The organism is Xanthomonas sp. LMC-A-07 (assembly GCF_030208825.1).
Classification (GTDB): Bacteria; Pseudomonadota; Gammaproteobacteria; order Xanthomonadales; family Xanthomonadaceae; genus Xanthomonas; species Xanthomonas campestris.
This window is the reverse complement of record NZ_JARVTF010000011.1, coordinates 226,829-249,409: the sequence shown is the minus strand read 5'-3', so window position 1 is coordinate 249,409 and position 22,581 is coordinate 226,829. Positions and strand designations below refer to the sequence as shown.

At 65.8% G+C, this 22,581-nt stretch carries 18 protein-coding genes; 11 read left to right on the top strand and 7 right to left on the bottom strand.

The window, feature by feature from the left end; all coding sequences use genetic code 11:
* Positions 1-27 precede the first annotated feature (27 nt).
* On the top strand, positions 28-1,431 hold the full coding sequence (gene gltX, locus QRM89_RS12505; protein WP_042598196.1) for a glutamate--tRNA ligase: 1,404 nt from the start codon (positions 28-30) through the stop codon (positions 1,429-1,431).
* 13 nt (positions 1,432-1,444) lie between these two features.
* Positions 1,445-1,963: a Fur family transcriptional regulator gene (locus QRM89_RS12500; RefSeq protein WP_070690468.1), complete on the top strand. Its 519-nt coding sequence runs from the start codon at positions 1,445-1,447 to the stop codon at positions 1,961-1,963.
* 684 nt (positions 1,964-2,647) lie between these two features.
* Here QRM89_RS12500 and QRM89_RS12495 read toward each other — a convergent pair.
* Positions 2,648-3,265: a TetR/AcrR family transcriptional regulator gene (locus QRM89_RS12495; protein WP_285448145.1), complete on the bottom strand. Its 618-nt coding sequence runs from the start codon at positions 3,263-3,265 to the stop codon at positions 2,648-2,650.
* A gap of 130 nt (positions 3,266-3,395) precedes the next feature.
* Here QRM89_RS12495 and QRM89_RS12490 point away from each other — a divergent pair, with 130 nt between their 5' ends.
* The 5 genes from QRM89_RS12490 to QRM89_RS12470 all read left to right on the top strand — a co-directional run bounded on the left by QRM89_RS12490 (position 3,396) and on the right by QRM89_RS12470 (position 11,216).
* A complete protein-coding gene (locus QRM89_RS12490; RefSeq protein WP_228877154.1) occupies positions 3,396-4,595 on the top strand; it encodes an efflux RND transporter periplasmic adaptor subunit in 1,200 nt (399 codons plus the stop codon).
* Positions 4,596-4,610: 15 nt separating this feature from the next.
* Positions 4,611-7,745, top strand: a complete 3,135-nt coding sequence (locus tag QRM89_RS12485; RefSeq protein ID WP_116902100.1) for an efflux RND transporter permease subunit — start codon at positions 4,611-4,613, stop codon at positions 7,743-7,745.
* A gap of 1 nt (position 7,746) precedes the next feature.
* Positions 7,747-9,240 (top strand): efflux transporter outer membrane subunit, encoded by a 1,494-nt coding sequence (locus QRM89_RS12480; RefSeq protein ID WP_285448144.1) that lies wholly within the window; start codon positions 7,747-7,749, stop codon positions 9,238-9,240.
* Between the two features lie 25 nt (positions 9,241-9,265).
* The gene (locus QRM89_RS12475; protein WP_285448226.1) at positions 9,266-9,955 is read left to right on the top strand and encodes a TetR/AcrR family transcriptional regulator; all 690 of its coding nucleotides are present in this window, start codon (positions 9,266-9,268) and stop codon (positions 9,953-9,955) included.
* A 277-nt stretch (positions 9,956-10,232) separates the two neighbouring features.
* Positions 10,233-11,216, top strand: coding sequence for an aldo/keto reductase (locus QRM89_RS12470; protein WP_285448143.1), 984 nt, complete (start codon positions 10,233-10,235; stop codon positions 11,214-11,216).
* A gap of 340 nt (positions 11,217-11,556) precedes the next feature.
* Here the strand turns inward: QRM89_RS12470 and QRM89_RS12465 are convergent, their stop codons facing one another.
* Positions 11,557-12,456 (bottom strand): LysR family transcriptional regulator, encoded by a 900-nt coding sequence (locus QRM89_RS12465; RefSeq protein ID WP_029628906.1) that lies wholly within the window; start codon positions 12,454-12,456, stop codon positions 11,557-11,559.
* A 181-nt stretch (positions 12,457-12,637) separates the two neighbouring features.
* On the opposite strand from QRM89_RS12465, the gene QRM89_RS12460 reads away from it, so the two are divergent.
* A complete protein-coding gene (locus QRM89_RS12460; protein ID WP_285448142.1) occupies positions 12,638-13,111 on the top strand; it encodes a cupin domain-containing protein in 474 nt (157 codons plus the stop codon).
* 211 nt (positions 13,112-13,322) lie between these two features.
* On the opposite strand, the gene QRM89_RS12455 is transcribed toward QRM89_RS12460, so the two are convergent.
* Positions 13,323-14,234, bottom strand: coding sequence for an AraC family transcriptional regulator (locus QRM89_RS12455; RefSeq protein WP_228436912.1), 912 nt, complete (start codon positions 14,232-14,234; stop codon positions 13,323-13,325).
* 234 nt (positions 14,235-14,468) lie between these two features.
* On the opposite strand from QRM89_RS12455, the gene QRM89_RS12450 reads away from it, so the two are divergent.
* Positions 14,469-14,678: a hypothetical protein gene (locus QRM89_RS12450; RefSeq protein WP_012437859.1), complete on the top strand. Its 210-nt coding sequence runs from the start codon at positions 14,469-14,471 to the stop codon at positions 14,676-14,678.
* A 155-nt stretch (positions 14,679-14,833) separates the two neighbouring features.
* Here the strand turns inward: QRM89_RS12450 and QRM89_RS12445 are convergent, their stop codons facing one another.
* Positions 14,834-15,754 carry a LysR family transcriptional regulator gene (locus QRM89_RS12445; protein ID WP_115577355.1) on the bottom strand — a complete coding sequence of 307 codons (921 nt, stop codon included), beginning with the start codon at positions 15,752-15,754 and terminating at the stop codon, positions 14,834-14,836.
* Positions 15,755-15,852: 98 nt separating this feature from the next.
* Between QRM89_RS12445 and QRM89_RS12440 the strand changes: the two genes are divergently transcribed.
* Together QRM89_RS12440 and QRM89_RS12435 are read left to right on the top strand one after the other, a co-directional pair.
* Entirely contained in the window at positions 15,853-17,061 is a 1,209-nt protein-coding gene (locus QRM89_RS12440) for an MFS transporter (protein ID WP_285448141.1), read from the top strand.
* Between the two features lie 24 nt (positions 17,062-17,085).
* Positions 17,086-18,117, top strand: a complete 1,032-nt coding sequence (locus QRM89_RS12435; protein WP_285448140.1) for an aldo/keto reductase — start codon at positions 17,086-17,088, stop codon at positions 18,115-18,117.
* A 69-nt stretch (positions 18,118-18,186) separates the two neighbouring features.
* On the opposite strand, the gene QRM89_RS12430 is transcribed toward QRM89_RS12435, so the two are convergent.
* The 3 genes from QRM89_RS12430 to QRM89_RS12420 all read right to left on the bottom strand — a co-directional run bounded on the left by QRM89_RS12430 (position 18,187) and on the right by QRM89_RS12420 (position 22,537).
* Positions 18,187-18,783 (bottom strand): hypothetical protein, encoded by a 597-nt coding sequence (locus tag QRM89_RS12430; RefSeq protein ID WP_285448139.1) that lies wholly within the window; start codon positions 18,781-18,783, stop codon positions 18,187-18,189.
* Between the two features lies 1 nt (position 18,784).
* Complete coding sequence (locus QRM89_RS12425) at positions 18,785-20,602, bottom strand: S8 family serine peptidase (RefSeq protein ID WP_285448138.1); 1,818 nt, start codon at positions 20,600-20,602, stop codon at positions 18,785-18,787.
* A gap of 156 nt (positions 20,603-20,758) precedes the next feature.
* Positions 20,759-22,537 carry a S8 family peptidase gene (locus tag QRM89_RS12420; RefSeq protein ID WP_285448137.1) on the bottom strand — a complete coding sequence of 593 codons (1,779 nt, stop codon included), beginning with the start codon at positions 22,535-22,537 and terminating at the stop codon, positions 20,759-20,761.
* Positions 22,538-22,581: the final 44 nt, after the last annotated feature.

Genomic DNA, 22,581 nt, shown 5'->3' with positions numbered 1-22,581 from the left:
GGCCATTCCCGTTCCGCCGAGCGCTCCATGACCTGCCGCACCCGTTTTGCCCCCAGCCCCACCGGTTACCTGCACATCGGCGGCGCACGCACCGCCCTTTACTGCTGGCTGGAGGCACGTCACCGCGGCGGGCAGTTCGTGCTGCGCATCGAAGACACCGACCGTGAGCGCAGCACCCAGGCGGCCATCGACGCCATCCTGGAAGCCATGGAGTGGCTGGGCCTGGGCTACGACGAAGGCCCGATCTACCAGACCCAGCGCATCGCCCGTTACCAGGAAGTGGCCGAGCAGCTGCTGGCGCAGGGCAAGGCCTATTACGCCTACGAGACCCGTGAGGAGCTCGACGCGATGCGCGAGGCCGCGATGGCCAAGCAGGAAAAGCCGCGCTACAACGGCGCCGCGCGCGAGCAGCAGCTGCCGTATCGCGACGACCCGAACCGGGTGATCCGCTTCAAGAACCCGCTTGCGGGCACGGTGGTGTTCGACGACCTGATCAAGGGCCGCATCGAGATCGCCAACAGCGAGCTCGACGACATGGTGATCTTCCGCCCGGACGGCTACCCCACCTACAACTTCGCGGTGGTGGTGGACGACTGGGACATGGGCATCACCGAGGTGATCCGCGGCGACGACCACATCAACAACACCCCGCGCCAGATCAACATCTATGAAGCATTGGGCGCGCCGGTACCCAAGTTCGCGCACATGCCGATGATCCTGGACGAGCAGGGCGCCAAGCTCTCCAAGCGCACTGGCGCGGCGGACGTGATGCAGTACAAGGACGCCGGCTACCTGCCGCATGCGTTGATCAATTACCTGGCCCGTCTGGGCTGGTCGCATGGCGACCAGGAGCTGTTCAGCCAGCAGGAATTGCTGGACTTGTTCGACGTCAAGGACGTCAATTCCAAGGCCGCGCGCCTGGACATGGCCAAGCTCGGCTGGGTCAATCAGCATTATTTGAAGACCGATGACCCGGCCAGCATCGCGCCGCAGCTGGAATATCAGCTGGCCAAGCTCGGCCTGGACATCGCCGCCGGCCCGGCCGCTGCCGATGTGGTGGTGGCGCTGCGCGAGCGCGTGCAGACCCTGAAGGAAATGGCCGAAAAAGCCGTGGTGTGGTACCAGCCGCTGGAAACCTACGACGAAGCTGCGGTGATCAAGCACCTGAAGTTGGGCGCGGAAGTGCCACTGGGCAAGGCGCGCGAGATGCTCGCTGCGCTGAGCGAGTGGAGCGTGGAGAACGTGTCGGCGGCGCTGCATGCCGCTGCCGCGGCGCTGGAACTGGGCATGGGCAAGGTGGCCCAGCCGTTGCGGGTGGCCATCACCGGCACCCAGGTCAGCCCGGACATTTCGCAGACGGTGTACCTGGCCGGCCGCGAGGGTGCCTTGAAACGCATCGATGCGGCACTCATCAAGATTGGAGCGGCCTGACGCCGGAGCCTGTATGACCAAGCACACGCACACCCAAACGCACGACCAGGAACACGCCTGCACGGCCCCGCATCATCACGTGGACGATGCCAACAGCTTCGTACGTGCGGTGGAGCGCGCCTGCAGCGAACGCGGCCTGCGGCTGACGCCGATCCGCGCCAACGTACTGCGGCTGATCGCCGATGCCGGCAAACCGGTCAAGGCCTACGAGCTGCTGGACTGGGTGCGCGAAGGCAAGGGTGTGGGCGCCGACGCCCCGCCAACGGTGTACCGTGCGCTGGATTTTTTGATGGCCAATGGCTTCGTGCACAAGCTCGAATCGGTCAATGCCTTCGTGGCCTGCCATCACCCCAACAGCGCCCAGCACTCGGTGCCGTTCCTGATCTGCGACCGCTGCCATAGCGCGGTGGAGCTGGAAGACCGCGATGTGGTGGCGCAACTGGAAGCCCGCGCCAAGGCGCTGGGCTTCCAACCGCAGGCACAGACACTGGAAGTGCACGGCCTGTGTGCCAAGTGCGCGGCAGCGGGTTGAGTGGTGTGAATCGCGCCGCTGCTCCCGTCTCCTAGCACGCGAGCGGCTTGGGTCAATCGCCCCGCGCAGACGGTAATCAAGCCCGATTCACCGTAGGAGCGGCCTAGGCCGCGATGGGGCGTTCACGGTGTTATTCGACGCTCGTACGCAGAACGCGCGTTCACTCTGGCCGCATCATTGCCGACATGCAGTTTCCGCAGGGACTGCGAGCTCCTCGTAGGAGCGGCCTTGGCCGCGACAAGGCTTGCCACGTAGCGCGCCAATGTCGCAGCGCACAGCCGTTCGTTCCCGAACGACCGCATCCGGTAGTGCGTCAGCAATGCAGCGACGCTCTGCCAGCCGCACACATGGCATTGCATTGAGCGTCGCGTGCGGCTCCGCCTCTTTCAGCTAATGCGACACGCCGCCAACACGCGCGGTTTGCTCGAAACTGTTTGCGCTGTTTGCGCTGTTTGCGCTGTTTGCGCTGTTTGCGCTGTTTGCCCGCACGCCGCGTCGTTCACGGGCGCGCATGACGCACCTAAGAGTGCGCACCTCTAGCTCGGACCCCACCCGTCGTCAATGCGCTCGACCAGGTAATTCCGCCCAGCGCACGTCAATCGTCGGGCGTTCCAACACCTGCAAAGCCGCTCATCACCGCAGCACGTCAGTCACCACACCACCTGCCCGCATCCGCAACCACACTCAAGCCGCCGCCGGCTTACACGCATACCCCGCCAGAAACAGGTCCACCGCACGTTGCGTTGCATCGCCCAGATACTGCTGCGAAGGATCCTTGAGCGCCCCGAACAGGCACGGCATCAAGGTGTCGGCTTGCAGCAGGCCGCCGAATTGCCGGGACGCATCAACCGGGTCGGCATGCCGTAGCAAGCCCTTGTCCATCTGCTTGCGCAGGTATTCGGCCACGCGCTGCATGCCTTCCTCGGGGCCGTTGTTGTAGAACAGCGCGCCAACGTCCGAGCGCCCGGACACGCCAATGATGGTCTGCCAGATGGTGATGGAGGTGGGGGCGCACAGGAAAGTCAGGATGTCCCGGCCAAAAGCGTGCAGCGCCTGCTGCACAGGTGCGTCGGTGCTTTCCAGCCTGGCGATCAACGGGTCGATGTAGCTGTCGGCCATGGCGGTGGCCACCGCGATGAAGAGCTCTTCCTTCGAGCCGAAATAGCCGTACAGCGTGCGCTTGGAGCCGCCGACACGGGCGGCGATCTGCGACATCGACGCGCCTTCGAAGCCCAGCTCGAGGAAGACCTCGCTGGCCGCCTGAACGATGGTGTCGCGCTTTTCTTCGGTTCTGACCCGCATCGCGGTGCTCCTAGGGGCGCTTAAGTATACCAACTGGGCAGAAATGCTTGACGCCCACGGATGAGCTTATTAGGATACCGAACCGTACCGTTTAGATTTATCCATCGCGGTTTTCCCGGAGACCTTCCCCGTGCGTCCTGTCCCTTCGCTTCGCCTGCCGCTTCTCGCCGTTGCCGTCTCCGTCCTGATCAGCGCCTGCGGTAGCCCGCCGGGCGGGCCGCCCCCGCAGCAGGGCACGCCGGTGGTGGGCGTCATCACCGTCCGGCCGCAGCCGGTCACCCTGACCACCCAGTTGCCCGGCCGCACCGTGCCGTACCTGATCGCCGAAGTGCGGCCACAGGTGGGCGGCATCGTGCAGACGCGGCAGTTCACCGAAGGCGGCGACGTGAAGGCAGGGCAGACCCTGTACCAGATCGACCCGGCCACCTACCGCGCCAGCTACGCCAGCGCCCAGGCCACCCTGGCCAAGGCGCAGGCCAACCTGCGCACCGCACGGCTCAAGGCCGACCGCTACAAGGAGCTGGTGCAGATCAAGGCGATCAGCCAGCAGGAGGGCGACGACACCGCCGCCACGCTCGGCCAAGCCGAAGCGGATGTGGCGGCCGGCAAGGCCAGCGTGGAGACCGCGCGCATCAATCTGGCGTTCGCCCGCATGGACGCGCCGATCTCCGGCCGGATCGGCCGCTCCAGCGTGACGCCCGGCGCGCTGGTCACCGCCAACCAGGCCACGGCATTGACCACCATCCAGCAGCTGGACCCGATCTACGTGGACGTGACCCAGCCCAGCGCCGCCGTGCTGCGGCTGAAGAAGGCGATGGCCCGCGGCGATCTGGCGCGCGCCGGCGACGGTGCCGCGCAGGTGAGCCTGGTGCTGGAAGACGGCAGCACCTATCCGCTGCAGGGCCGGCTGGCGTTCTCCGATGTCACCGTGGACCAGAACACCGGCTCGATCAGCCTGCGTGCGGTGTTCCCCAACCCGGATGCCGATCTGCTGCCGGGCATGTACGTGCGCGCGGTGCTGCAGGAAGGCGTCAAAGCGCAGGGCGTGCTGGTGCCGCAGCAGGCGGTGACACGCAATGGCGCCGGCAAGCCGACCGCCTTCGTGGTCGGTGCCGACAACAAATTGCAGCTGCGCGTGCTGGAGACCGACCGTGCGGTGGGCGACCAGTGGCTGGTGCGCAGTGGCCTGAAAACCGGTGACCAACTGGTGGTGGATGGCCTGTCGCGCGCCCGCGACGGTGTCCAGGTCAAGACCGTGCCGTGGCAACCGACGTCGGCATCCGTTGCCGGCAGCCCCTCCGCCCCAGCCGCACCGCGTGCGGCCAACTAAGGCGGACTCCAGCTCATGGCACGCTTCTTCATCGACCGCCCGATCTTCGCCTGGGTGCTGGCCATCATCGTGATGCTGGCCGGCATCCTGTCCATCGCCACCTTGCCGATCGCGCAATACCCCAGCATCGCGCCGCCCGCCGTGGCGATCACCGCCAACTATCCCGGCGCCTCTGCGCAGACCCTGGAAGACACCGTCACCCAGGTCATCGAGCAGAAGATGAAGGGCCTGGACAATCTCAGCTACATGGCCTCCACCAGCGAATCCAGCGGTGCGGTGACCATTACGCTGACCTTCGAAAACGGCACCGACCCGGACACCGCGCAGGTGCAGGTGCAGAACAAGTTGTCGTTGGCCACCGCGTTGTTGCCGCAAGAAGTGCAGCAGCAGGGCGTCACGGTCACCAAGTCGGCCACCAACTTCCTCAACGTGCTGGCCTTCACCTCCGAAGACGGCAGCATGAGCGATTCGGATCTGTCCGATTACGTTGCCGCCAACGTGCAGGAAACCATCAGCCGCGTGCAGGGCGTGGGCGACACCACGTTGTTCGGTTCGCAGTATTCGATGCGCATCTGGCTGGACCCGGACAAGCTCAACAACTTCAATCTCACCCCGGTGGATGTGCGCACCGCGATCCAGGCGCAGAACGCGCAGGTGTCGGCCGGCCAGCTTGGTGCATTGCCGGCGGTGGCCAACCAGCAGCTCAATGCCACCATCACCGCGCAGACGCGGCTCAAGACAGCCGAAGAGTTCGAGAATATTTTGCTGCGTACCCGCACCGATGGTTCGCAGGTGCGTCTGCGCGATGTGGCGCGTATCGAGCTGGGCAGCGAGAGCTACAACACGGTGGGCCGCTACAACGGCAAGCCGGCCGCGGGCCTGGCGATCAAGCTGGCCACCGGTGCGAACGCGCTGGATACCGTGCGCGCCATCGACAAGAGCCTGGAAGAGCAGGAGAAGTTCTTCCCGCCCGGCATGAAGGTGCAAAAGCCCTACGACACCACACCGTTCGTGCGTATCTCCATCGAGCAGGTGGTGCATACGCTGGTCGAAGCGGTGGTGCTGGTGTTTTTGGTGATGTACCTGTTCCTGCAGAATTTCCGCGCCACGCTGATTCCCACCATCGCCGTGCCGGTGGTACTGCTGGGCACCTTTGGCGTGCTGGCGGTGTTCGGCTTCACCATCAATACGCTGACCATGTTCGCGATGGTGCTGGCGATTGGCTTGCTGGTGGATGACGCCATCGTGGTGGTGGAAAACGTCGAGCGGGTGATGGCCGAAGAACAGCTCTCGCCCAAGGAGGCCACGCGCAAGTCGATGGACCAGATCACCGGCGCACTGGTGGGCGTGGCCTTGGTGCTGGCCGCGGTGTTCGTGCCGATGGCGTTTTTTGGCGGTTCCACCGGTGTGATCTACCGGCAGTTCTCGATCACGATTGTCTCTGCGATGACCTTGTCGGTGCTGGTGGCGATGGTGCTGACGCCGGCGCTGTGCGCCACCTTGCTCAAGCCCGGGCATGGCATGGCCACCACCGGGTTCTTCGGCTGGTTCAACCGGGTGTTCGACCGCAGCAATGGCCGTTATCAGGGCGTGGTGCGGCACATGCTCGGCAAGGGCTGGCGCTACATGATTGCGTATGTGGTGATCGTGGCGCTGGTGGTGGTGGGCTTCATGAAAACGCCGGTGGGTTTCTTGCCGGATGAAGACCAGGGCACCTTGTTCGTGCTGGTGCAGTTGCCGCCCGGTGCCACCGATGCGCGCACCGGCGCGGTGCTCAAGCAGGTGGAACATCACTTCCTGGTCGACCAGAAGGACTCGGTGGCCGGCATCTTTGCGGTCTCTGGTTTCAGCTTCGCCGGTACCGGGCAGAACGTGGGCTTTGCCTTCGTCAAGCTGCGGCCATGGGACGAGCGCACCGGCAAGGGCCAGAGCGTGACCGATGTGGCGGCCAAGGCGGGCGCGTTCTTCGCCACCTTGCGCGATGCGCAGGTGTTTGCGGTGGCGCCGCCGGCCGTGTCGGAGTTGGGCAACGCCACCGGCTTCGATCTGATGCTGCAGGACCGCGCCAACCTGGGGCATGCCGCGCTGATGCAGGCACGCAACCAGTTGCTGGCCGAGCTTTCGCAGGACAAGCGGCTGGTGGCGGTGCGCCCCAACGGGCAGGAAGACACGCCCGAGTTCAAGCTGGAGATCGACCCGCACAAGGCCGAAGCGATGGGGGTGTCGATTGCCGACATCAACAACACCTTCTCCAGCGCGTGGGGCAGTACCTATGTCAACGACTTCATCGACAAGGGCCGCGTCAAGAAAGTGATGCTGCAGGCCGATGCGCCGTACCGCATGAACCCGCAGGACATCGACCGCTGGTTCGTGCGCAACAGCGCCGGCACGATGGTGCCGTTCAATGCCTTCGCCACTGCACGCTGGACCCAGGGCTCGCCACGTCTGGAGCGCTACAACAGCCTGCCGTCGGTGGAGATTCTGGGCATGGCGCTGCCAGGTGCGGCGTCCAGCGGCCAGGCGATGCAGATCGTGGAAGCGGCCGCGGCCAAGTTGCCGGCCGGCATTGGCTTCGAGTGGACCGGATTGTCGCGACAGGAAAAAGCCTCGACCGGGCAGACCGGGTTGTTGTACGGGTTGTCGATCCTGATCGTGTTCCTGTGTCTGGCCGCGTTGTATGAGAGCTGGTCGATTCCGTTCTCGGTGATTCTGGTGGTGCCGTTGGGCGTGTTCGGCACGCTGGTGGCCGCCGTGCTGACCTGGAAAATGAACGATGTGTACTTCCAGGTGGGCCTGCTCACCACCATTGGCTTGGCCTCGAAGAACGCGATCCTGATCGTGGAGTTCGCCAAGGAATTGCACGAAGGCGGCAAGAGCCTGGTGGTGGCGGCGTTGGAAGCGGCGCGCATGCGCTTGCGGCCGATTCTGATGACATCGCTGGCCTTCATCCTGGGTGTGGTGCCGCTGGTGTTGACCAGTGGCGCGGGCGCCGGCGCGCAGCACGCGCTGGGCACTGCGGTGATCGGCGGCATGATCTCCGGCACGGTGCTGGCCATCTTCTTCGTGCCGTTGTTCTTCGTACTGGTGCGTGGGCTGTTCGAACGCCGCGCGCAGCCTGATGCCTCCGTTCCGCAACATGCAGGGCACTGACATGACACCGATCCGAATGACGCTTGCCGCACTCGCGGTGACCAGCGTGTTGTCTGGCTGCACGCTGATGCCGCGTTATGCGCGGCCCGACGCGCCGGTGCCGGCGCAGTTCGCCGGCGCCACCGCGGCGGCGACCGCTGCCAGTGAAACGGCAGCGAGCGCAGAAACCCCCGTCATCGCCGATATCGGCTGGCGGGAGGTGTTCACCGACCCGGCGCTGCAACAGGTGATCCAGCTGGCGCTGGACAATAACCGCGACCTGCGCGTGGCCGCGCTCAATATCGAAGTGGCACGCGCGCAATACCGGGTGGAGCGTGCAGCGCTGGTGCCCGGCGTGGATGCCACCGGCACTGCCAACAACGCGCGCACGCCGAGCGAACTGGCGGTGCCCGGGCAGCCGCCGGTGTTCCGCACCTACAGCGCCAATGTGGGCGTGAGCGCGTACGAGCTGGATCTGTTCGGGCGCGTGCGCAGCCTCAAGGAACAGGCGCTGCAGCAATTTCTCTCCACTGCCGAAGCCCGCCGCAGCACCCACATCAGTCTGGTCGCCGATGTGGCCACCGCGTATCTCACCCTGGCCGCCGACCAGGAGCTGCTGCAGCTGGCGCAGTCCACGCTGACCAGCCAAAGCGACAGCTACCGCTTGCAGCAGCGCAGTTTCGAGCTGGGCGTGGCCTCGCAGCTCACCTTGCGGCAGGCGCAGACCACCGTGGAAAGCGCGCGCGTGGATGTGGAGCGTTACACCGCGCAGGTGGCGCAGGACCGCAACGCGTTGGTGCTGCTGGTCGGCACCCAATTGCCGGAGAGTCTGTTGCCACGCGCGTTGCCCGATGGCGCAAGCGTGGAAGGCAATGTGCTGGCCGCCGTGCCGGCGGGCGTGCCGTCGCAGCTGTTGCAGCGTCGCCCGGACATCCTGGAGGCCGAGCGCAACCTGCGCGCGGCCAATGCCAACATCGGCGCGGCGCGCGCGGCGTTCTTTCCCAGCATCAGCCTCACCGCCACGCTGGGCTCGTCCAGCAGCAGCTTGTCCGGATTGTTCGAATCCGGCACGCGGGCCTGGAGTTTCGTGCCGCAGCTCACCTTGCCGCTGTTCAATGCCGGGCGTAACCGCGCCAATCTGGACATGGCCAGGGCCAACCGCGACATCGAAGTGGCGCGCTACGAAAAGTCGATCCAGACCGCGTTCCGCGAGGTGTCCGATGCGCTCGCGCAGCGCGACACCCTGGGCCGCCAGCTGCAGGCACAGCAGGCCCTGGTGGATGCCACCGCAGACAGCTACCGGTTGTCGCAGGCGCGCTTCGAACGCGGGATCGACAGCTATCTGCAGGCGCTGGATGCGCAGCGCTCGCTGTATGGCGCGCAGCAGACCTTGATCACCACGCAGTTGTCGCGCATCACCAACCTGGTGACGTTCTACAAGGCGATGGGCGGCGGCTGGCTGCAGGCCGATGGGCCGGACGTGGCCGCCGCCGACACGGCGTCGCCCCGTGGCTGACACGGCCCCGGCGCAAGGCCCGGCCTTGCCGGCGCCGGCCCGGCGCGTGCCGCATGCCAAGCGCGGCGCGATCCTGGCGGCCGCGCAGCAGTTGTTTACGCAGCAGGGCTTCGAGCGCACCAGCATGGACCGCATCGCCGAAGACGCGGGCGTGTCCAAGGCCACGGTGTATGCGTACTTTGCGTCCAAAGAGGTGCTGTTCCGCACCACGTTGGAAGCGATGGCGCATGCGGCGTCCAATCGCTGGGATGGTCTGCTGACGTTGCCCGGGCCGGTGGCGCAACGCTTGGCGGCGGTTGCCAGTGTGCTGCTGCAGGTCTGGACCAATGCGGCGCGGCAGGATGCCGCCTACGGACTGGTGCGGCCGCCGTCGCTGCCCAGCCAGATCCGCGAAGAAATGTGGACGCTGTGCTTCGAACGCTACGACAGCACGATGCGTGCGCTGCTGGCACACGAAGTGGCGCAGGGCACCTTGGCCATCGACAACCTGCCCGACGCCTCGGTGCAGTTCTTCGGGCTGATCACGGCGGTGCCGACCGAGGTGCCAGCGCCGGGCATGCCGCCGGATGCAGCCGCAACGCAACGCTACATCGATGGCGCGGTGGCAGCGTTCTTGCGCGCGTATCGCCCGGTGCCAGCGGCGCCTGCAGCGACCGGCAGGCGAACGCCGCGCGCGCCGGCATCGCGCACGGAAAGTGACGACGCACATTCATGAGCATGCGCACCGCGCGCTGCACTCCGCGCGGTATTGCCGGCTAACGTGTGCGCTTGGTGCCGTCTAATCCGCGCGGGCGCGGGCGCTGGCGAGCAACGCGGCGTTGCCGCAGGGCACAAGCGAACGCCACGCGGGCCGGCATTGATGACGCGCACTCATGACCGTGTGCGCGCCGCGCACTGCAATCCCCCCGGCCTTGGCGGCTAACGTGTGCGCTCGGCGCTGCCATGCCAGGTGGGGCGCCATCATCGACGCGGCGGTGCCGCAGGAGCACACGATGCATACACGCACACTAGGGCGCAGCGGGCTGCGGGTTTCCGCACTTGGCCTGGGCTGCATGGGATTGAGCTACGGCTACGGGCCGGCCACCGAGCGCAAACAGGCGGTGGCACTGCTGCATGCCGCGGTGGAGCAGGGCGTGACCTTTTTCGACACCGCCGAGGCGTACGGGCCGTTCGCCAACGAGGAATTGCTGGGTGAGGCGCTTGCGCCGTACGGCGCGCAGGTGGTGGTCGCCACCAAGTTCGGCTTTCGCGATGGACATGCCGATGCCGGTCTGGACAGCCGGCCCGCGCGTATCCGCGCAGTGGCCGAGGCCAGCCTGCTGCGGTTGAAGCGCGAGCGTATCGATCTGTTCTATCAGCATCGCGTAGATCCCGCGGTGCCGATCGAGGAAGTGGCCGGCACGGTCAAGGATTTGATCGCCGAAGGCAAGGTAGGCCATTTCGGTCTGTCCGAAGCCAGCGCGGACACCATCCGCCGCGCGCACGCCGTACAACCGGTGGCCGCGGTGCAAAGCGAATACTCGCTGTGGTGGCGCGAACCGGAAGCCAGCGTGCTGCCCACGCTGGAAGAACTGGGGATTGGCTTCGTGCCGTTCAGTCCGCTCGGCAAGGGATTTCTGACGGGCGCAATCCAGGCCGACACGCAATTCGACCAGAGCGACTTCCGTAACAGCGTGCCGCGCTTTGCCGCAGAGGCGCGCCGTGCCAATCAGGCGCTGGTGCAACGTTTGCAAGCCATTGCGGACGACAAGGGCGCGACGCCGGCACAGGTGGCGCTGGCCTGGCTGTTGTCGCGCAAGCCCTGGATCGTGCCGATTCCTGGCACCACCAAGCGGCATCGCCTGGACGAAAACATCGGCGGTGCTGCGCTCGTCTTGAGCAGCGACGAGCTGGCCCGTATTCAACAGGCACTCGATGCGGTGGAGATTGTCGGTGAGCGCTACAGCCCAGAGCGGCAGAAGCTGGTGGGGAAGTGAGCACGGCGGTGTAACCGCAGTGACGGTATCTGCAAGAGATGGGTCGTAGGAGCGCGCTCGCGCGATGTGGCGTTACCGATAACGCCCCATCGCGCGCAAGCGCGCTCCTACCAAGCTCCGTGAAGTCGGGAGCGATGCTGTCTCGTTTCCACATGGGGAACACAGCAGGTCACCGCCGCGAACAGTTGTAGTCGATGGGCAGACACATGCTTCCCAACGCAATGCGCCGCTACGCCACGCGACCCAGCAGCAGTAGTGCAGGTCCGGTAGGAGCGCGCTTGCGCGCGATGTGGCGTTACCGATAGAGCCCCACCGCGCGCAAGCGCGCTCCTACGATGCGCTACCGCACCAGGTCATGGCGCAGCGCGTCGATCACCACCTTGAGCGCGGCGGAAGACTGGCGCCGGCTTGGGTAATAGGCGTAATAGCCATCGAACGGGTCGCACCAGTCGTCCAGCACGCGGCGCAGGCGGCCGGCAGCGATGTGGTCCAGCACCATGGTTTCCGGCAGGAAGGCCAGGCCCGCGCCGGCCAGTGCCGCGCGCAACATGGCGCTGCTGCCGTTGAAGGTCCATTGCCCGTCCACGCGCACTTTCTGCTCGCGTCCGTCTTTTTCGAAATCCCACGGCAGCAGGCCGCCATGCGTGGGCAGGCGCAAGCCGATGCAGTTGTGCTGCGCCAGCTCGGCCGGCACTGCGGGAATGGTGTGATGCACGAAGTAGCTGGGCGCCGCCACCACCGCCATGCGCTGGCGTGGGCTGATCGGCACCGCGATCATGTCCTTGGCCACCTGGTCGCCGAGCCGGACGCCGATGTCGTAGCGCTCGGCCACGATGTCGGCCAGGCCGTAATCGACGGTGATTTCCACCTTGAGGTCGGGGTAGTCGGGCAGCACCTTCGACAACGCAGGCCACAGATACGCATCGGCGGCGTGGCCGGCGGTGGTGATGCGGATGGTGCCGGCAGGCTTGTCGCGAAACGCAGTCAGTGCCGACAGCTCCTGGTCGATTTCCTCCAGCCGTGGCGCCACCGTGTCAAACAAACGCATGCCCGCCTCGGTCATCGAGACGCTGCGCGTGGTGCGGGTGAGCAGGCGAATCCCCAGCCGGGTTTCCAGCGCACGCACGGTGTGGCTCAGCGCCGATTGCGAGACTCCCAGCTGCGCTGCGGCGCGGGTGAAGCTGCCTTCGCGCGCCACGGTGACGAACACCTGCAGGTCATTGAGGTTTTCCCGAGCCATGCTTGCCGACACCACACATCAAACATGAAATCCATGCCGCTGCATCATGCGCGATGGCGCCTCCCGGCTTCAATCAAGATGCATTGATGCGCCGTGTTTCTAGGAGCATGCGGCCCCAGGTGGACAGTTGCGCCGCACCTGCGCGCTACAGTGGCTGCACTTTGTAACGAGGAGCACGTCAATGAGCCTGTTTGCCACCGCCATGTCCTTGTCGATGATGGCCGCCGCCGGCCCCGGTGCCGACGCGCACGCGCCGATCAAGGTCACCAAAGCCGGCAGCGCTGCCTCTGCCGCCGGCCCGGCCAGCTATTTCACCGGCACCGTGCGCATCGATGCGCCATTCCAGACCGATGCGCCCGCACGCGTGGACGGTGCCACGGTGACCTTCGAGCCGGGCGCGCGCACTGCCTGGCATACCCATCCGCTGGGCCAGACGCTCATCGTCACCGCCGGTGCCGGGCGCGTGCAGGAGTGGGGCAAGCCGGCGCAGGAGATCCGCCCGGGCGACATCGTGTGGATTCCGCCGGGCGTCAAGCACTGGCATGGCGCCAACGCGACGGTGGCGATGAGCCATATCGCCATCGCCGAAGCGGTGGATGGCTCGCCGGTGACCTGGCTGGAGCAGGTCAGCGACGCGCAGTATCAAGGCAACTGAGCAGGTGTCTTGGCGGTTGGTGTGGGTGCACGCAAGTGGCATCCGCACGCACCGGATTGCCGCGTAACGCTACCTTGGTCAGCGGCAGATCGCTGCGCGCGCGCTCAGCTGGCAGCCGCACACACCAGAGTGTTGCGTCACGCCGTGTTGGTGAGTGATCACTGCGCGCGTGCACCACGCCCGCCGGCCGCTGTCGAGGCGGCCCACGCCGTCACGCCACTTCGATCGCGTCCTGCCGGCTGGCACGCAATTGTTGTGCATCGCGTGCGGGTGGCGTGCCGAGGATGCGGGCGTAGTCGCGGCTGAACTGCGATGCGCTTTCGTAGCCGACGCGGAAGCCGGCGTCGGCGGCACTGAGCGCCTCGGCCACCATCAGCCGGCGTGCTTCCTGCACGCGCAAGTGCGAGCGAAATTCCAGCGGCGTCATCGAGGTGACTGCCTTGAAATGGGTGTGGAAGGTGGAGCGGCTCATTGCCGACAGATCTGCGATCTGCTCGATGCTGAAGCGCTCCGCGTAGTGCGCACGCAGCCAGGCAATGGCCCTGGAAATCTGGTTGAGGCGGCTGTCGGCAATGGCCATCTGGCGCACGATGGCATTGCCCGGTTCGGCCATCAGCCGGTACAGCAGTTCGCGCAGCACCAGCGGCGCCAGCGCGTCGATGTCGCGTGGCTGGTCGAGCAGGCGCGCCAGCCGCAAGGCGGTGTCGTGCAACTCCGGCGTGCTGCGATTGAGCAACAGTCCGGACGCTGGCGCGTCGCCAGCCTGCTCGGCCAGGGCCGGGTAACGGATCGCAAGGTCGCTGAGCACGGCCACGTCCAGATCCAGGCAAAAACACAGATACGGCTGGGCCGTGCTCGCTTCGATCACCGAGCCGATGATCGGCAGGTCCACAGAGGCCACCAGATACATTGCCGGATGGTAGTGATACGCGGTGGTGCCGAGCATGGCCTGCTTGTGCCCCTGCGCGACCAGGCACAGGGTGGGCGTGTACACCGTGGGGATGGAGTAGGTGGGCGCGGAGCAGCGCATCAGCCGCAGCCCGGGCACGGCCGTACTGAAGGTGCCATCGGTTGGCGCATGACGTTGCAGCACGTCGATCAGATGGGCGATGGAAGAGGCCATGTGGAACGCTCGTGCGGGGTGCTGTGCGGCCGCGCCGCGGTGGGGCGATCCTACAAGAGCGGGTGTTAGGCGCGCAGCAGCGGTGGGCATTGCTACCCTGCGTAGCGCGGTCAGCCGGACCTAGCAACCGCAACCGCAACCGCAGCCAAGCGGCAGCGCACGCGGCGTACAGCGCTGATCGCGCGCTCACGCGCAGCCCGTATCATGCGGCGCATTCCTGGTGCCCGTCCCCTCATGGCCGCAAAGCGTTCACTCCCCGCAGATCCCGCAACCCCTGCCGACTGGAAAGCGATCGAGCTGGCGGCAACGGCCGAGCTCGCACGGCGCACCCAGCTGGCGCACCAGCAGATCCTTGGCCTGTTGCACACGCATGGGCATTTGCTCAGCGAGGTGCAGCGGCGCGGGTTGCGCAAGCGCCTGTACCGTGCGGGCAACGCGCGCTGACAGCGCGTCTATGCGCATCGCTGCAAGCACTGCCAACGTGCTCGCAGCGGCGGCATCCCTGCATGGCCCACCCGATGTGATGTGCCCGAACGCAGGCCCAACAGGGGCACAGGTGCCGAACGCGGCAGGTGTCTTCCAGGCAGATCAACGCGCCCTTACGCGCCCGCTGGCAGTTCCCATGGCGGGGTCTCGCCGAAGTGTTCAAGCAGAAAGTCCACAAACGCACGCACGCGGGGCGGCTGCAATTGCCGCGCCGGCATCACCGCGCTGATCTGCGAGGTGGGCGGCGGATAGTCGGGCATCACTTCGACCAGGCGGCCGGCGCGCAGGTCCTCGGCAATGTGCCAGTACGAATGCACTGCGATGCCTTGCCCGGCGATCACCGCATCGCGCATCAGTTCGCCAAAATTGCTTTCGAAACGGCTCTGCATGCGCACCCGCACCTGGCCACCTTCCGGGGTTTGCAGGGTCCAGACATCCTGGCGCCCATCGCGGCCCATCAGCAGCACGCCGGCATGCTGGGCCAGCTCTTCGGGCGTGCGTGGCGTGCCGTAGCGCTGCAGGTAGGCGGGCGAGGCGCTGAGGGTGCGGCGGTTGGGAGCGATGCGCCTGGCCACCAACCCGGAATCTTCGAGCGGACCGATTCTGATTGCCAGGTCGAAGCCTTGCTTGACCAGATCGACCAGATCGTCGCTGAGATGCGCGCTGATGCGCAGGCGCGGATGCCGCGCCTGGAATTCCGGCAGCAGCGGCGAGATGTACTGCTGCCCGAACGAGGCCGACAGCGTGACCCGCAAGGTGCCGCCCACATCCTGTGCGCTCTCGCGCAGGTCGTCGGCCAGGGCGTCCAGGTCGTCGACCAGCACGCGGCCGCGTGCGGCCAGTTGCTGGCCCTCCGCGGTGGGATGCATGCGGCGGGTGGTTCGGTGCAGCAGGCGCACACCAAGATCGCGTTCCAGCCGCTTCAGGCGCTGGCTGGCCACCGCCACCGAGAGGTCCAGGCTGTGCGCGGCCGCGGTGATCGAGCCCAGGTCGAGCACGCGCAGGAACAGGGCGATGTCGCCGAGACGGTCCATGCATTATCAACGTTGCATTGAAAGTGAATCAGCATAACAGGGGTTTTTGCAAAGGATCCCCCGGCGCAGGCTGTGCGCTGTTTCTTCGGGTTCCTGCCATGTCTGCTCCTGCTACGTCCCGCCTGCCGCCCGCACTGTTGGCCCTGACCATCGGTGCGTTCGGCATCGGTACCACCGAATTCGTGATCATGGGGTTGCTGCAGCAAGTGGCTGCCGACCTGGGCGTGTCGCTGACCGCGGCGGGCCTGTTGATTAGCGGCTACGCGCTGGGCGTGTTCGTGGGCGCGCCGGTACTCACGCTGGCCAGTGCCCGCTGGCCGCGCAAGGCCGTGCTGGTGGCGCTGATGCTGGTGTTCACGCTGGGCAATATTGCCTGTGCCCTGGCGCCGGACTACACCAGCCTGATGATCGCGCGGGTGCTGACCTCGCTGGCGCACGGCACCTTCTTCGGTGTTGGCGCGGTGGTGGCGACCTCGTTGGTCGCGCCCGAACGCCGCGCCTCGGCCATCTCGTTGATGTTCGCCGGCCTGACCGTGGCGACGCTGCTCGGCGTGCCGGCCGGTGCGTGGCTGGGCCTGCAGCTGGGCTGGCGCGCCACCTTCTGGGCGGTGGCGGTGATCGGCGTGCTGGCCACCGCCGCGGTGGCGCTGTGGGTGCCTGCTGCGGCTGGGGCCGCGCCGCCGGTGCCGTGGCGCCAGGAGGTGCGCGTGCTTGTGCGCGGCCAAGTGTTGCTGGCCCTGGCGATGACGGTGGTGGGCTATGCCGGCGTGTTCGCGGTGTTCACCTATATCCAGCCGCTGCTTGTGCAAGTGACCGGCTTTGCGCAAGCGGCGGTGTCGCCGGTGCTGCTGGTGTTCGGCGTGGGCATGATCGTGGGCAACTTGCTGGGCGGGCGCCTGGCCGATCGCCGGCCCACCGCGACCTTGTTGGGCACGTTGGCTGCGCTGGTGGTGGTGCTGGGCGCCATGGGCCTGGTGCTGCACAGCAAGCCGGCCATGGTCGCCTTTGTCGGCCTGCTCGGCGTGGCGGCGTTTGCCACGGTGGCGCCGCTGCAATTGCGCGTGCTCGAGCATGCCCGCGGCGCCGGACAGAACCTGGCCTCCAGCTTGAATATCGCCGCCTTCAATCTGGGCAATGCGCTCGGCGCCTGGCTGGGCGGGGTGGTGATCGCCTCCGGTGCTGGCCTGGTCGCCACGCCGTGGGTAGCGGCGGCACTCACAGCGCTCGGCTTGGGCATTGCGCTATGGAGCGTGCAGCTGCAACGCCGCCAGGCCGCGCTGCCGGCCGGCTGCGTGCAAGGGCGCTGAAACATCCATCAACGGAGATGCTGCATGGAAACGCGTTTTCTCGGTCGTTCCGGTTTCAAGGTGCCTGTGCTGGGATTCGGCGCCGGGACGTTTGGCGGTCAAGGCCCGCTGTTTTCGGCGTGGGGCGATACCGGTGTGGCGCAGGCGCAGCGCATGATCGATCTGTGCCTGGAGGTAGGTGTGAATCTGTTCGACACCGCCGACGTGTATTCGGATGGTGCTTCCGAGGAGATCCTCGGCCAGGCGCTGCAGGGGCGCCGTGATCAGGTGATCCTGTCGACCAAGACCGGCCTGCGCCTGGGCGATGGGCCCAACGACGCCGGTGCCTCGCGCTTTCGCTTGCTGCGTGCAGTGGATGCCTCGCTGCGCCGCCTGCGTACCGACTACATCGACCTGCTGCAGCTGCATGCGTTCGATGCGATGACGCCGATGGAAGAAACCCTGTCCACGCTGGACGATCTGATACGCGCCGGAAAGGTGCGGTATCTGGGCGCGTCGAACTACGCCGGCTGGCAATTGATGAAGTCGTTGGCGGTGGCGGACCAACATGGCTGGAGCCGCTTCGTTGCCAACCAGACCTATTATTCGCTGGCTGGCCGCGACTACGAATGGGAACTGATGCCGCTGGGCATCGACCAGGGCGTGGGTGCGGTGGTGTGGAGCCCGCTGGGGTGGGGCCGCCTGACCGGCAAACTGCGGCGCGGCGAACCGTTGCCGGACAGCAGCCGCCTGCACGCCACCGCCGCCGCCGGCCCGGCGATCAGCGACGCACGCCTGTTCGACATCGTTGACGTGCTGGACGCCATCGCCGAAGACACCGGGCGCAGCGTGCCGCAGATCGCCATCAACTGGTTGCTGCAACGGCCTACGGTGAGCACGGTGCTGATCGGCGCGCGCGATGAAACACAGTTGCGGCAGAACCTGGGTGCGGTGGGTTGGTCGCTAACACCCGAGCAGCGGGCGCGCCTGGATGCGGTAAGCGCGGTGGAGCCGCCGTATCCGTACTACCCATATTGGCGCGGGCAGTTTGCAGAGCGCAGCCCGCTGCCGGTGTAGCAGTAGGCCGGGCCATTAGCCACGCTGCCGCCCGATGGCGACAGCGTGGCGCGCATCACTGCAGCAGCATCACAACGGACGTGCCGCGCGCGGGATTACTTCAGGCGTGATCGCTCCCACGCCTGTGCTGCCCTGCAACTGTGTGCAGTTGTCCAATGCGCTGGCCACCGAGTCGTAACGGATCATCGCGCTGCCATCGATGGCCGATGCATAGACCAGCGCACCGCCCGTGCGTGTTGCCAAGGCACGCGCGACCGCAGGCGTGGTATCGAACAACTTGATCGAGGCACCAAGCAGCGCCAGCTGGCCGCTGCGCGTCTCCAGCGCCGCGACGACGGTTGCCGGTGGTTGGACGTGTGCGGCGCGCGCTGCGGTGCGTGCGCCGCGCGCGCTGTCGAGATAGACGGCGTAGCGATCGAAACGTGCAACGGGTGCCTCCGCAGTGGTTTGCGTGCTCTGCAGCGACTGTGTGCTGGCAGCAGCATCGGCTGTGTCAGCGACCCGTACCACCGCACCCGGGATCAGGCGAAAGCTGGCATGGCCCACCACAACGGTTGGCCCGCTCGCGGCAGCGCGCAGACGTGCGCTGTCGATCACTTGTGCCGATCCGGAAGCGCAAAAGCTCGCTGCAAGGGCGCCCAGCAGGGCGATCAGAAATGTCTTCATGTCAGTGGCCCACCACGCGCATTTCGAATTCCTCGAGTTGTTCATCACCGTTGCTCGCCAGCATGTCGTCGACCTCCAGCGTCCAGCGCCCGGCCGAGGGTTCGTCCAGGAAGGCGTTGCTTGAGGTCAGGAACACCACAAGTCCCTCATCGCTCTTGTCGAGCGTGGAAAATGGTGTCATCAGGGTGCTACGGGTGCCGCTGGGCGAAACCAGGACCGCGCGCAGGTTGCGGGGATCCTTGTGCGTGCTCGAGAAGTACAGTTGCACGCCCTCCACCTTGAACTGCTGGCCGACGTCGATCGCCAATCGTGCGGGCGACCCGGCACCGCCGATGGTGCTGCTGTCCCCGGCGTACACCTGCCACTCGGTGTCTTGCATCGCAGGCAACGAGGGGAACTGCACGGCGCGTTCCACTGCAGCGGCCGCATCCACCAGGCCGAACCCGTACCAGTTGCTGAAACGGTGGCCGGCCGCGTTGGTGATCCAGCCGGGCTCGATCACGTTGCCGTTGTAGCGCACCTTCGGTTGGTTGGGGTCGACCTGCACGGCGGTGGTCGCCAGGATGTATTTGACGTCGCGCAAGGTCAGTTGCGGGTTGGCGCCCAGCATCAAGGCCGCAACGCCAGCGACGGTGGGCGCGGAGGCAGAGGTGCCGTTCATGCGTGCGGTGTAATTGCACGATGCATCGATCTTGGAGCTGCTGGTATCCAGGGCGTTTTGTGGCGCACGTGTGCGGTTGCGATTGTTGCCAGCGGTGCAGCCGCTCAAATCGGTGGTGACAATCGCTGGCGAATAGAACGGCTGCGGTCCCTGCGCATGCAGGATTCCGTACAACTCCTTGAAGGTCTCCGGGTGCGCATCGAACCGGCGCTGGAAGCCGAACTCGCCCGAAAGCCCGGAGACCCACAACGCAGAACCGGGCGATGCGTAGCTGGCGCGCACGCCGTTGGCGTTGACCGCGCCGACCACAATCATGGTCGTCAGGCTGTTGATGTTGTCGATATTCGCGCTGCTGCAGGCGACGCCAAGTTGCCGGGTCTGGTCGCTACAGCGGTCGATCAGCTTGCCCTGTGCATCCACCTCGGTCAGCGTATTGAAGTCATTGCCCGACGATTTGACGTAGATGCCGCCCTTGCCGCCGCGCTGGGCACGCATCAGTCTTTCCAGGGAGCGTTGTTCGTCAAGATCACTGAATTGATAGTAGGCAGCAGAGATGCCGAAGCTGTTGTTGAAGACATCCATCGCGCGTGCCTCTGGGCCGTCTCCCCACGCGTAACGGTTGTTGACGTACTGGGTACTGCCATCGGTGGTGTCGCCGGCGTTGAAACCGGCCAGTTTCGCTTCCGGTGCAATGCCGCGCCCGCCGATGCCGTTCCAGCCTCGCGCAGCGATGATGCCTGCCACCGCGGTGCCATGATCCCCATCGATGTCATCCGCGCGTGGAGTGGGGTCGTTGGACCCGTCCAAGAAGTTGTGCGAACCGTTGGGCAGAATATTGTCGACAAGATCCGGATGCGCGATCTCCAGACCAGTATCGATCACCGCTACGTTGACACCGGCACCCCGGATGCCAAGCGCGTGCAGGATGTCCACGTCCAGATCCACGCCGGGCACTGGTCTGCCATCGCCGAACACCGGCTGGCCTTGATTGAGCAGATGCCATTGGTAGCGGAACAGCGGGTCACTGGCCGTGGCAGGTGTGGGCGTTGCCAAGTGGCCACCGGGCGGTTGCGCGCTGACGGCGCCGCTTCCTGCAATGAGCGAAAGTGCAAGCACGACAGCAGACGACAGCGTCAATCGCTGTGAGGTCAATTTCATCTTGAGTCCTATAAAGGCAGACGGTCAGCAGGTGAGACAGAGGTGATGCGCTCGCCGGCCCTGGCCGCGTCAGCGCACGATGGCCACGCAATGCCCCGCACTGGCGAGGCCGCACACGGCAGGTAAGGCAGGTGCCACCAGGAGCATGGTGCTTTGTCAGTGCCCGAGAATGCGAAGCTTGAAATTCTGCAGCGATGCAGTGGTACTCGGCTCGGTCATGTCGGTGACCTCCAGTGTCCAGACGCCTTGTGCCTTTTCGTCGAGAAACGCGTTGCTGGAGGTCAGGTCGATATAGAACCCGGTCGTGGCATACGCGCTTGCATCCAGCGCAGAGAATGGCGTCATGACATAGCTGCGTGTCCCACTGGGCGACTCCAGCACCACGCGCAGATTGGCCGGCGTGCGATGGGTGGTGGCAAGCGACAGCTGCACTGCTTCCACCTTCATGGCCTGCGTGATGCGCATGCGCTGCCTCGCCGGCTGTGCAGGGCCGCCGATCTTGCTCGCTGCAACCGTGGAAGCAACCCACTGTGTGTCCTGCAGCGGAGGCAATGATGTGAAGTTGGTCGCCTTGTAGACGGCTGCGGCGCCATCGGCCAGGCCGAAGCCGTACCAGTTGCTGAAATGATGCCCGGCCGCATTGGTGATCCACCCTGGGTCGATCACGCTGCCCTGATACACCGCGCGAGGCTGCCACGGGTCGACCTGGCGTGCGGTGGTTGCCAGGATGTACTTGACGTCACGCGCGCTCAGCGCCGGGTTGACTCCGAGCACCAGGGCAGCCACCCCTGCCACGGTCGGGGCGGCGGCCGAGGTGCCGCTGAACGTGGCGGTGTAGTTACATGCGGGGTCGATCGTCGAGGCGCTGGTATCCAGCGCGTTTTCGGTCGGCCCATCATGGTCTGCGTTCGACCCCGCCGTGCATCCGCTCAGATCGGTCGTGACAATGGCGGGGTCGTAAACAAATGGGGCCGCCGTAGCGCCCAGGTCTTCAGCCGCGTTGGGATAGAACGCGCGCTGGTAGCCGATCAACCCGCCAAGCCCGGAAATCCATAACGCCGATCCAGGCGACGAATACGCGGCGCGTTTGCCCACCGCGTTCACGCTCGCGACTGCGATCGTGCCGAACAGATTATTGAAGGTGTCCTGGTTTGCCAGGCCGCAACCGACACCGTTGGCGCGCGCAGCGTCGCCGCAGGCATCGATCACATTTCCGTCCTGGTCGCGTCCGCGCAAATTGAGAAAGCTGTTGCCAGCCGATTTGACATAAATGGCACCGCGCCCACTGCGGGTGGACTGCATCAATGCATCCCACGATTGCTGGTCTTGCAGCGGGAAGTCCTGATAGAACGGGCCGATATTGCCCCAGGAAAAGTTGAACACGTCCAGGAGCCTTGACTGGGGCCCGTCTCCCCAGGCGTAACGAATGCCCGCGTCTGTCACCGAAGATGCGTCGCCAAACGCGAACCCCGCAAGCGAGGCCTCGGGTGCAATGCCGCGCCCGCCGCGCCCGTTCCAACCAACCGCGGCGACGATACCTGCGACTTGCGTGCCGTGATCGTAGCCCGGCCCTGAGGGCGTGGGATCAGCCGAGCCATCCATGAAGTTGTACGAGCCGTTCGGGATGACATTCGCCGCCAAGTCCTCATGCCTGATCTCCAGACCGCTATCCGCCACGCCGATGCGTACGTGTCTGCCGCGGATACCTAGCGCGTGGAGGATGTCCACATCCATATCCACGCCTGCAACCGGGCGGCTGTCGCCAATGACCGCCTGGCCCTGGTTCAATACATGCCACTGCAAATGCAGTAGCGGATCGCCTGCCACGCCGCTGGCCGTGTTACCAGGTGGGGCTGCGTGTGCTGCAAAAGCTGCCAAAGCGATTAGCGTTGTACTGATTGATATCGCAAGATGTCGTCTACCAAATAGGGTCATTGCAATGATCTCCAATCGGAAGCGGAATGGCGTTGACAGGTGGT

Bases quoted from the DNA above. Each gene is read 5' to 3' on its own strand.
- QRM89_RS12430 (WP_285448139.1), bottom strand. From the start codon at position 18,783: ATGAAGACATTTCTGATCGCCCTGCTGGGCGCCCTTGCAGCGAGCTTT.
- QRM89_RS12435 (WP_285448140.1), top strand. From the start codon at position 17,086: ATGGAAACGCGTTTTCTCGGTCGTTCCGGTTTCAAGGTGCCTGTGCTG.
- QRM89_RS12450 (WP_012437859.1), top strand. From the start codon at position 14,469: ATGGCCGCAAAGCGTTCACTCCCCGCAGATCCCGCAACCCCTGCCGAC.
- QRM89_RS12455 (WP_228436912.1), bottom strand. From the start codon at position 14,234: ATGGCCTCTTCCATCGCCCATCTGATCGACGTGCTGCAACGTCATGCG.
- QRM89_RS12445 (WP_115577355.1), bottom strand. From the start codon at position 15,754: ATGGACCGTCTCGGCGACATCGCCCTGTTCCTGCGCGTGCTCGACCTG.
- QRM89_RS12470 (WP_285448143.1), top strand. From the start codon at position 10,233: ATGCATACACGCACACTAGGGCGCAGCGGGCTGCGGGTTTCCGCACTT.
- QRM89_RS12460 (WP_285448142.1), top strand. From the start codon at position 12,638: ATGAGCCTGTTTGCCACCGCCATGTCCTTGTCGATGATGGCCGCCGCC.
- QRM89_RS12440 (WP_285448141.1), top strand. From the start codon at position 15,853: ATGTCTGCTCCTGCTACGTCCCGCCTGCCGCCCGCACTGTTGGCCCTG.
- QRM89_RS12480 (WP_285448144.1), top strand. From the start codon at position 7,747: ATGACACCGATCCGAATGACGCTTGCCGCACTCGCGGTGACCAGCGTG.
- QRM89_RS12485 (WP_116902100.1), top strand. From the start codon at position 4,611: ATGGCACGCTTCTTCATCGACCGCCCGATCTTCGCCTGGGTGCTGGCC.
- QRM89_RS12495 (WP_285448145.1), bottom strand. From the start codon at position 3,265: ATGCGGGTCAGAACCGAAGAAAAGCGCGACACCATCGTTCAGGCGGCC.
- QRM89_RS12500 (WP_070690468.1), top strand. From the start codon at position 1,445: ATGACCAAGCACACGCACACCCAAACGCACGACCAGGAACACGCCTGC.
- QRM89_RS12425 (WP_285448138.1), bottom strand. From the start codon at position 20,602: ATGAAATTGACCTCACAGCGATTGACGCTGTCGTCTGCTGTCGTGCTT.
- QRM89_RS12420 (WP_285448137.1), bottom strand. From the start codon at position 22,537: ATGACCCTATTTGGTAGACGACATCTTGCGATATCAATCAGTACAACG.
- QRM89_RS12465 (WP_029628906.1), bottom strand. From the start codon at position 12,456: ATGGCTCGGGAAAACCTCAATGACCTGCAGGTGTTCGTCACCGTGGCG.
- gltX (WP_042598196.1), top strand. From the start codon at position 28: ATGACCTGCCGCACCCGTTTTGCCCCCAGCCCCACCGGTTACCTGCAC.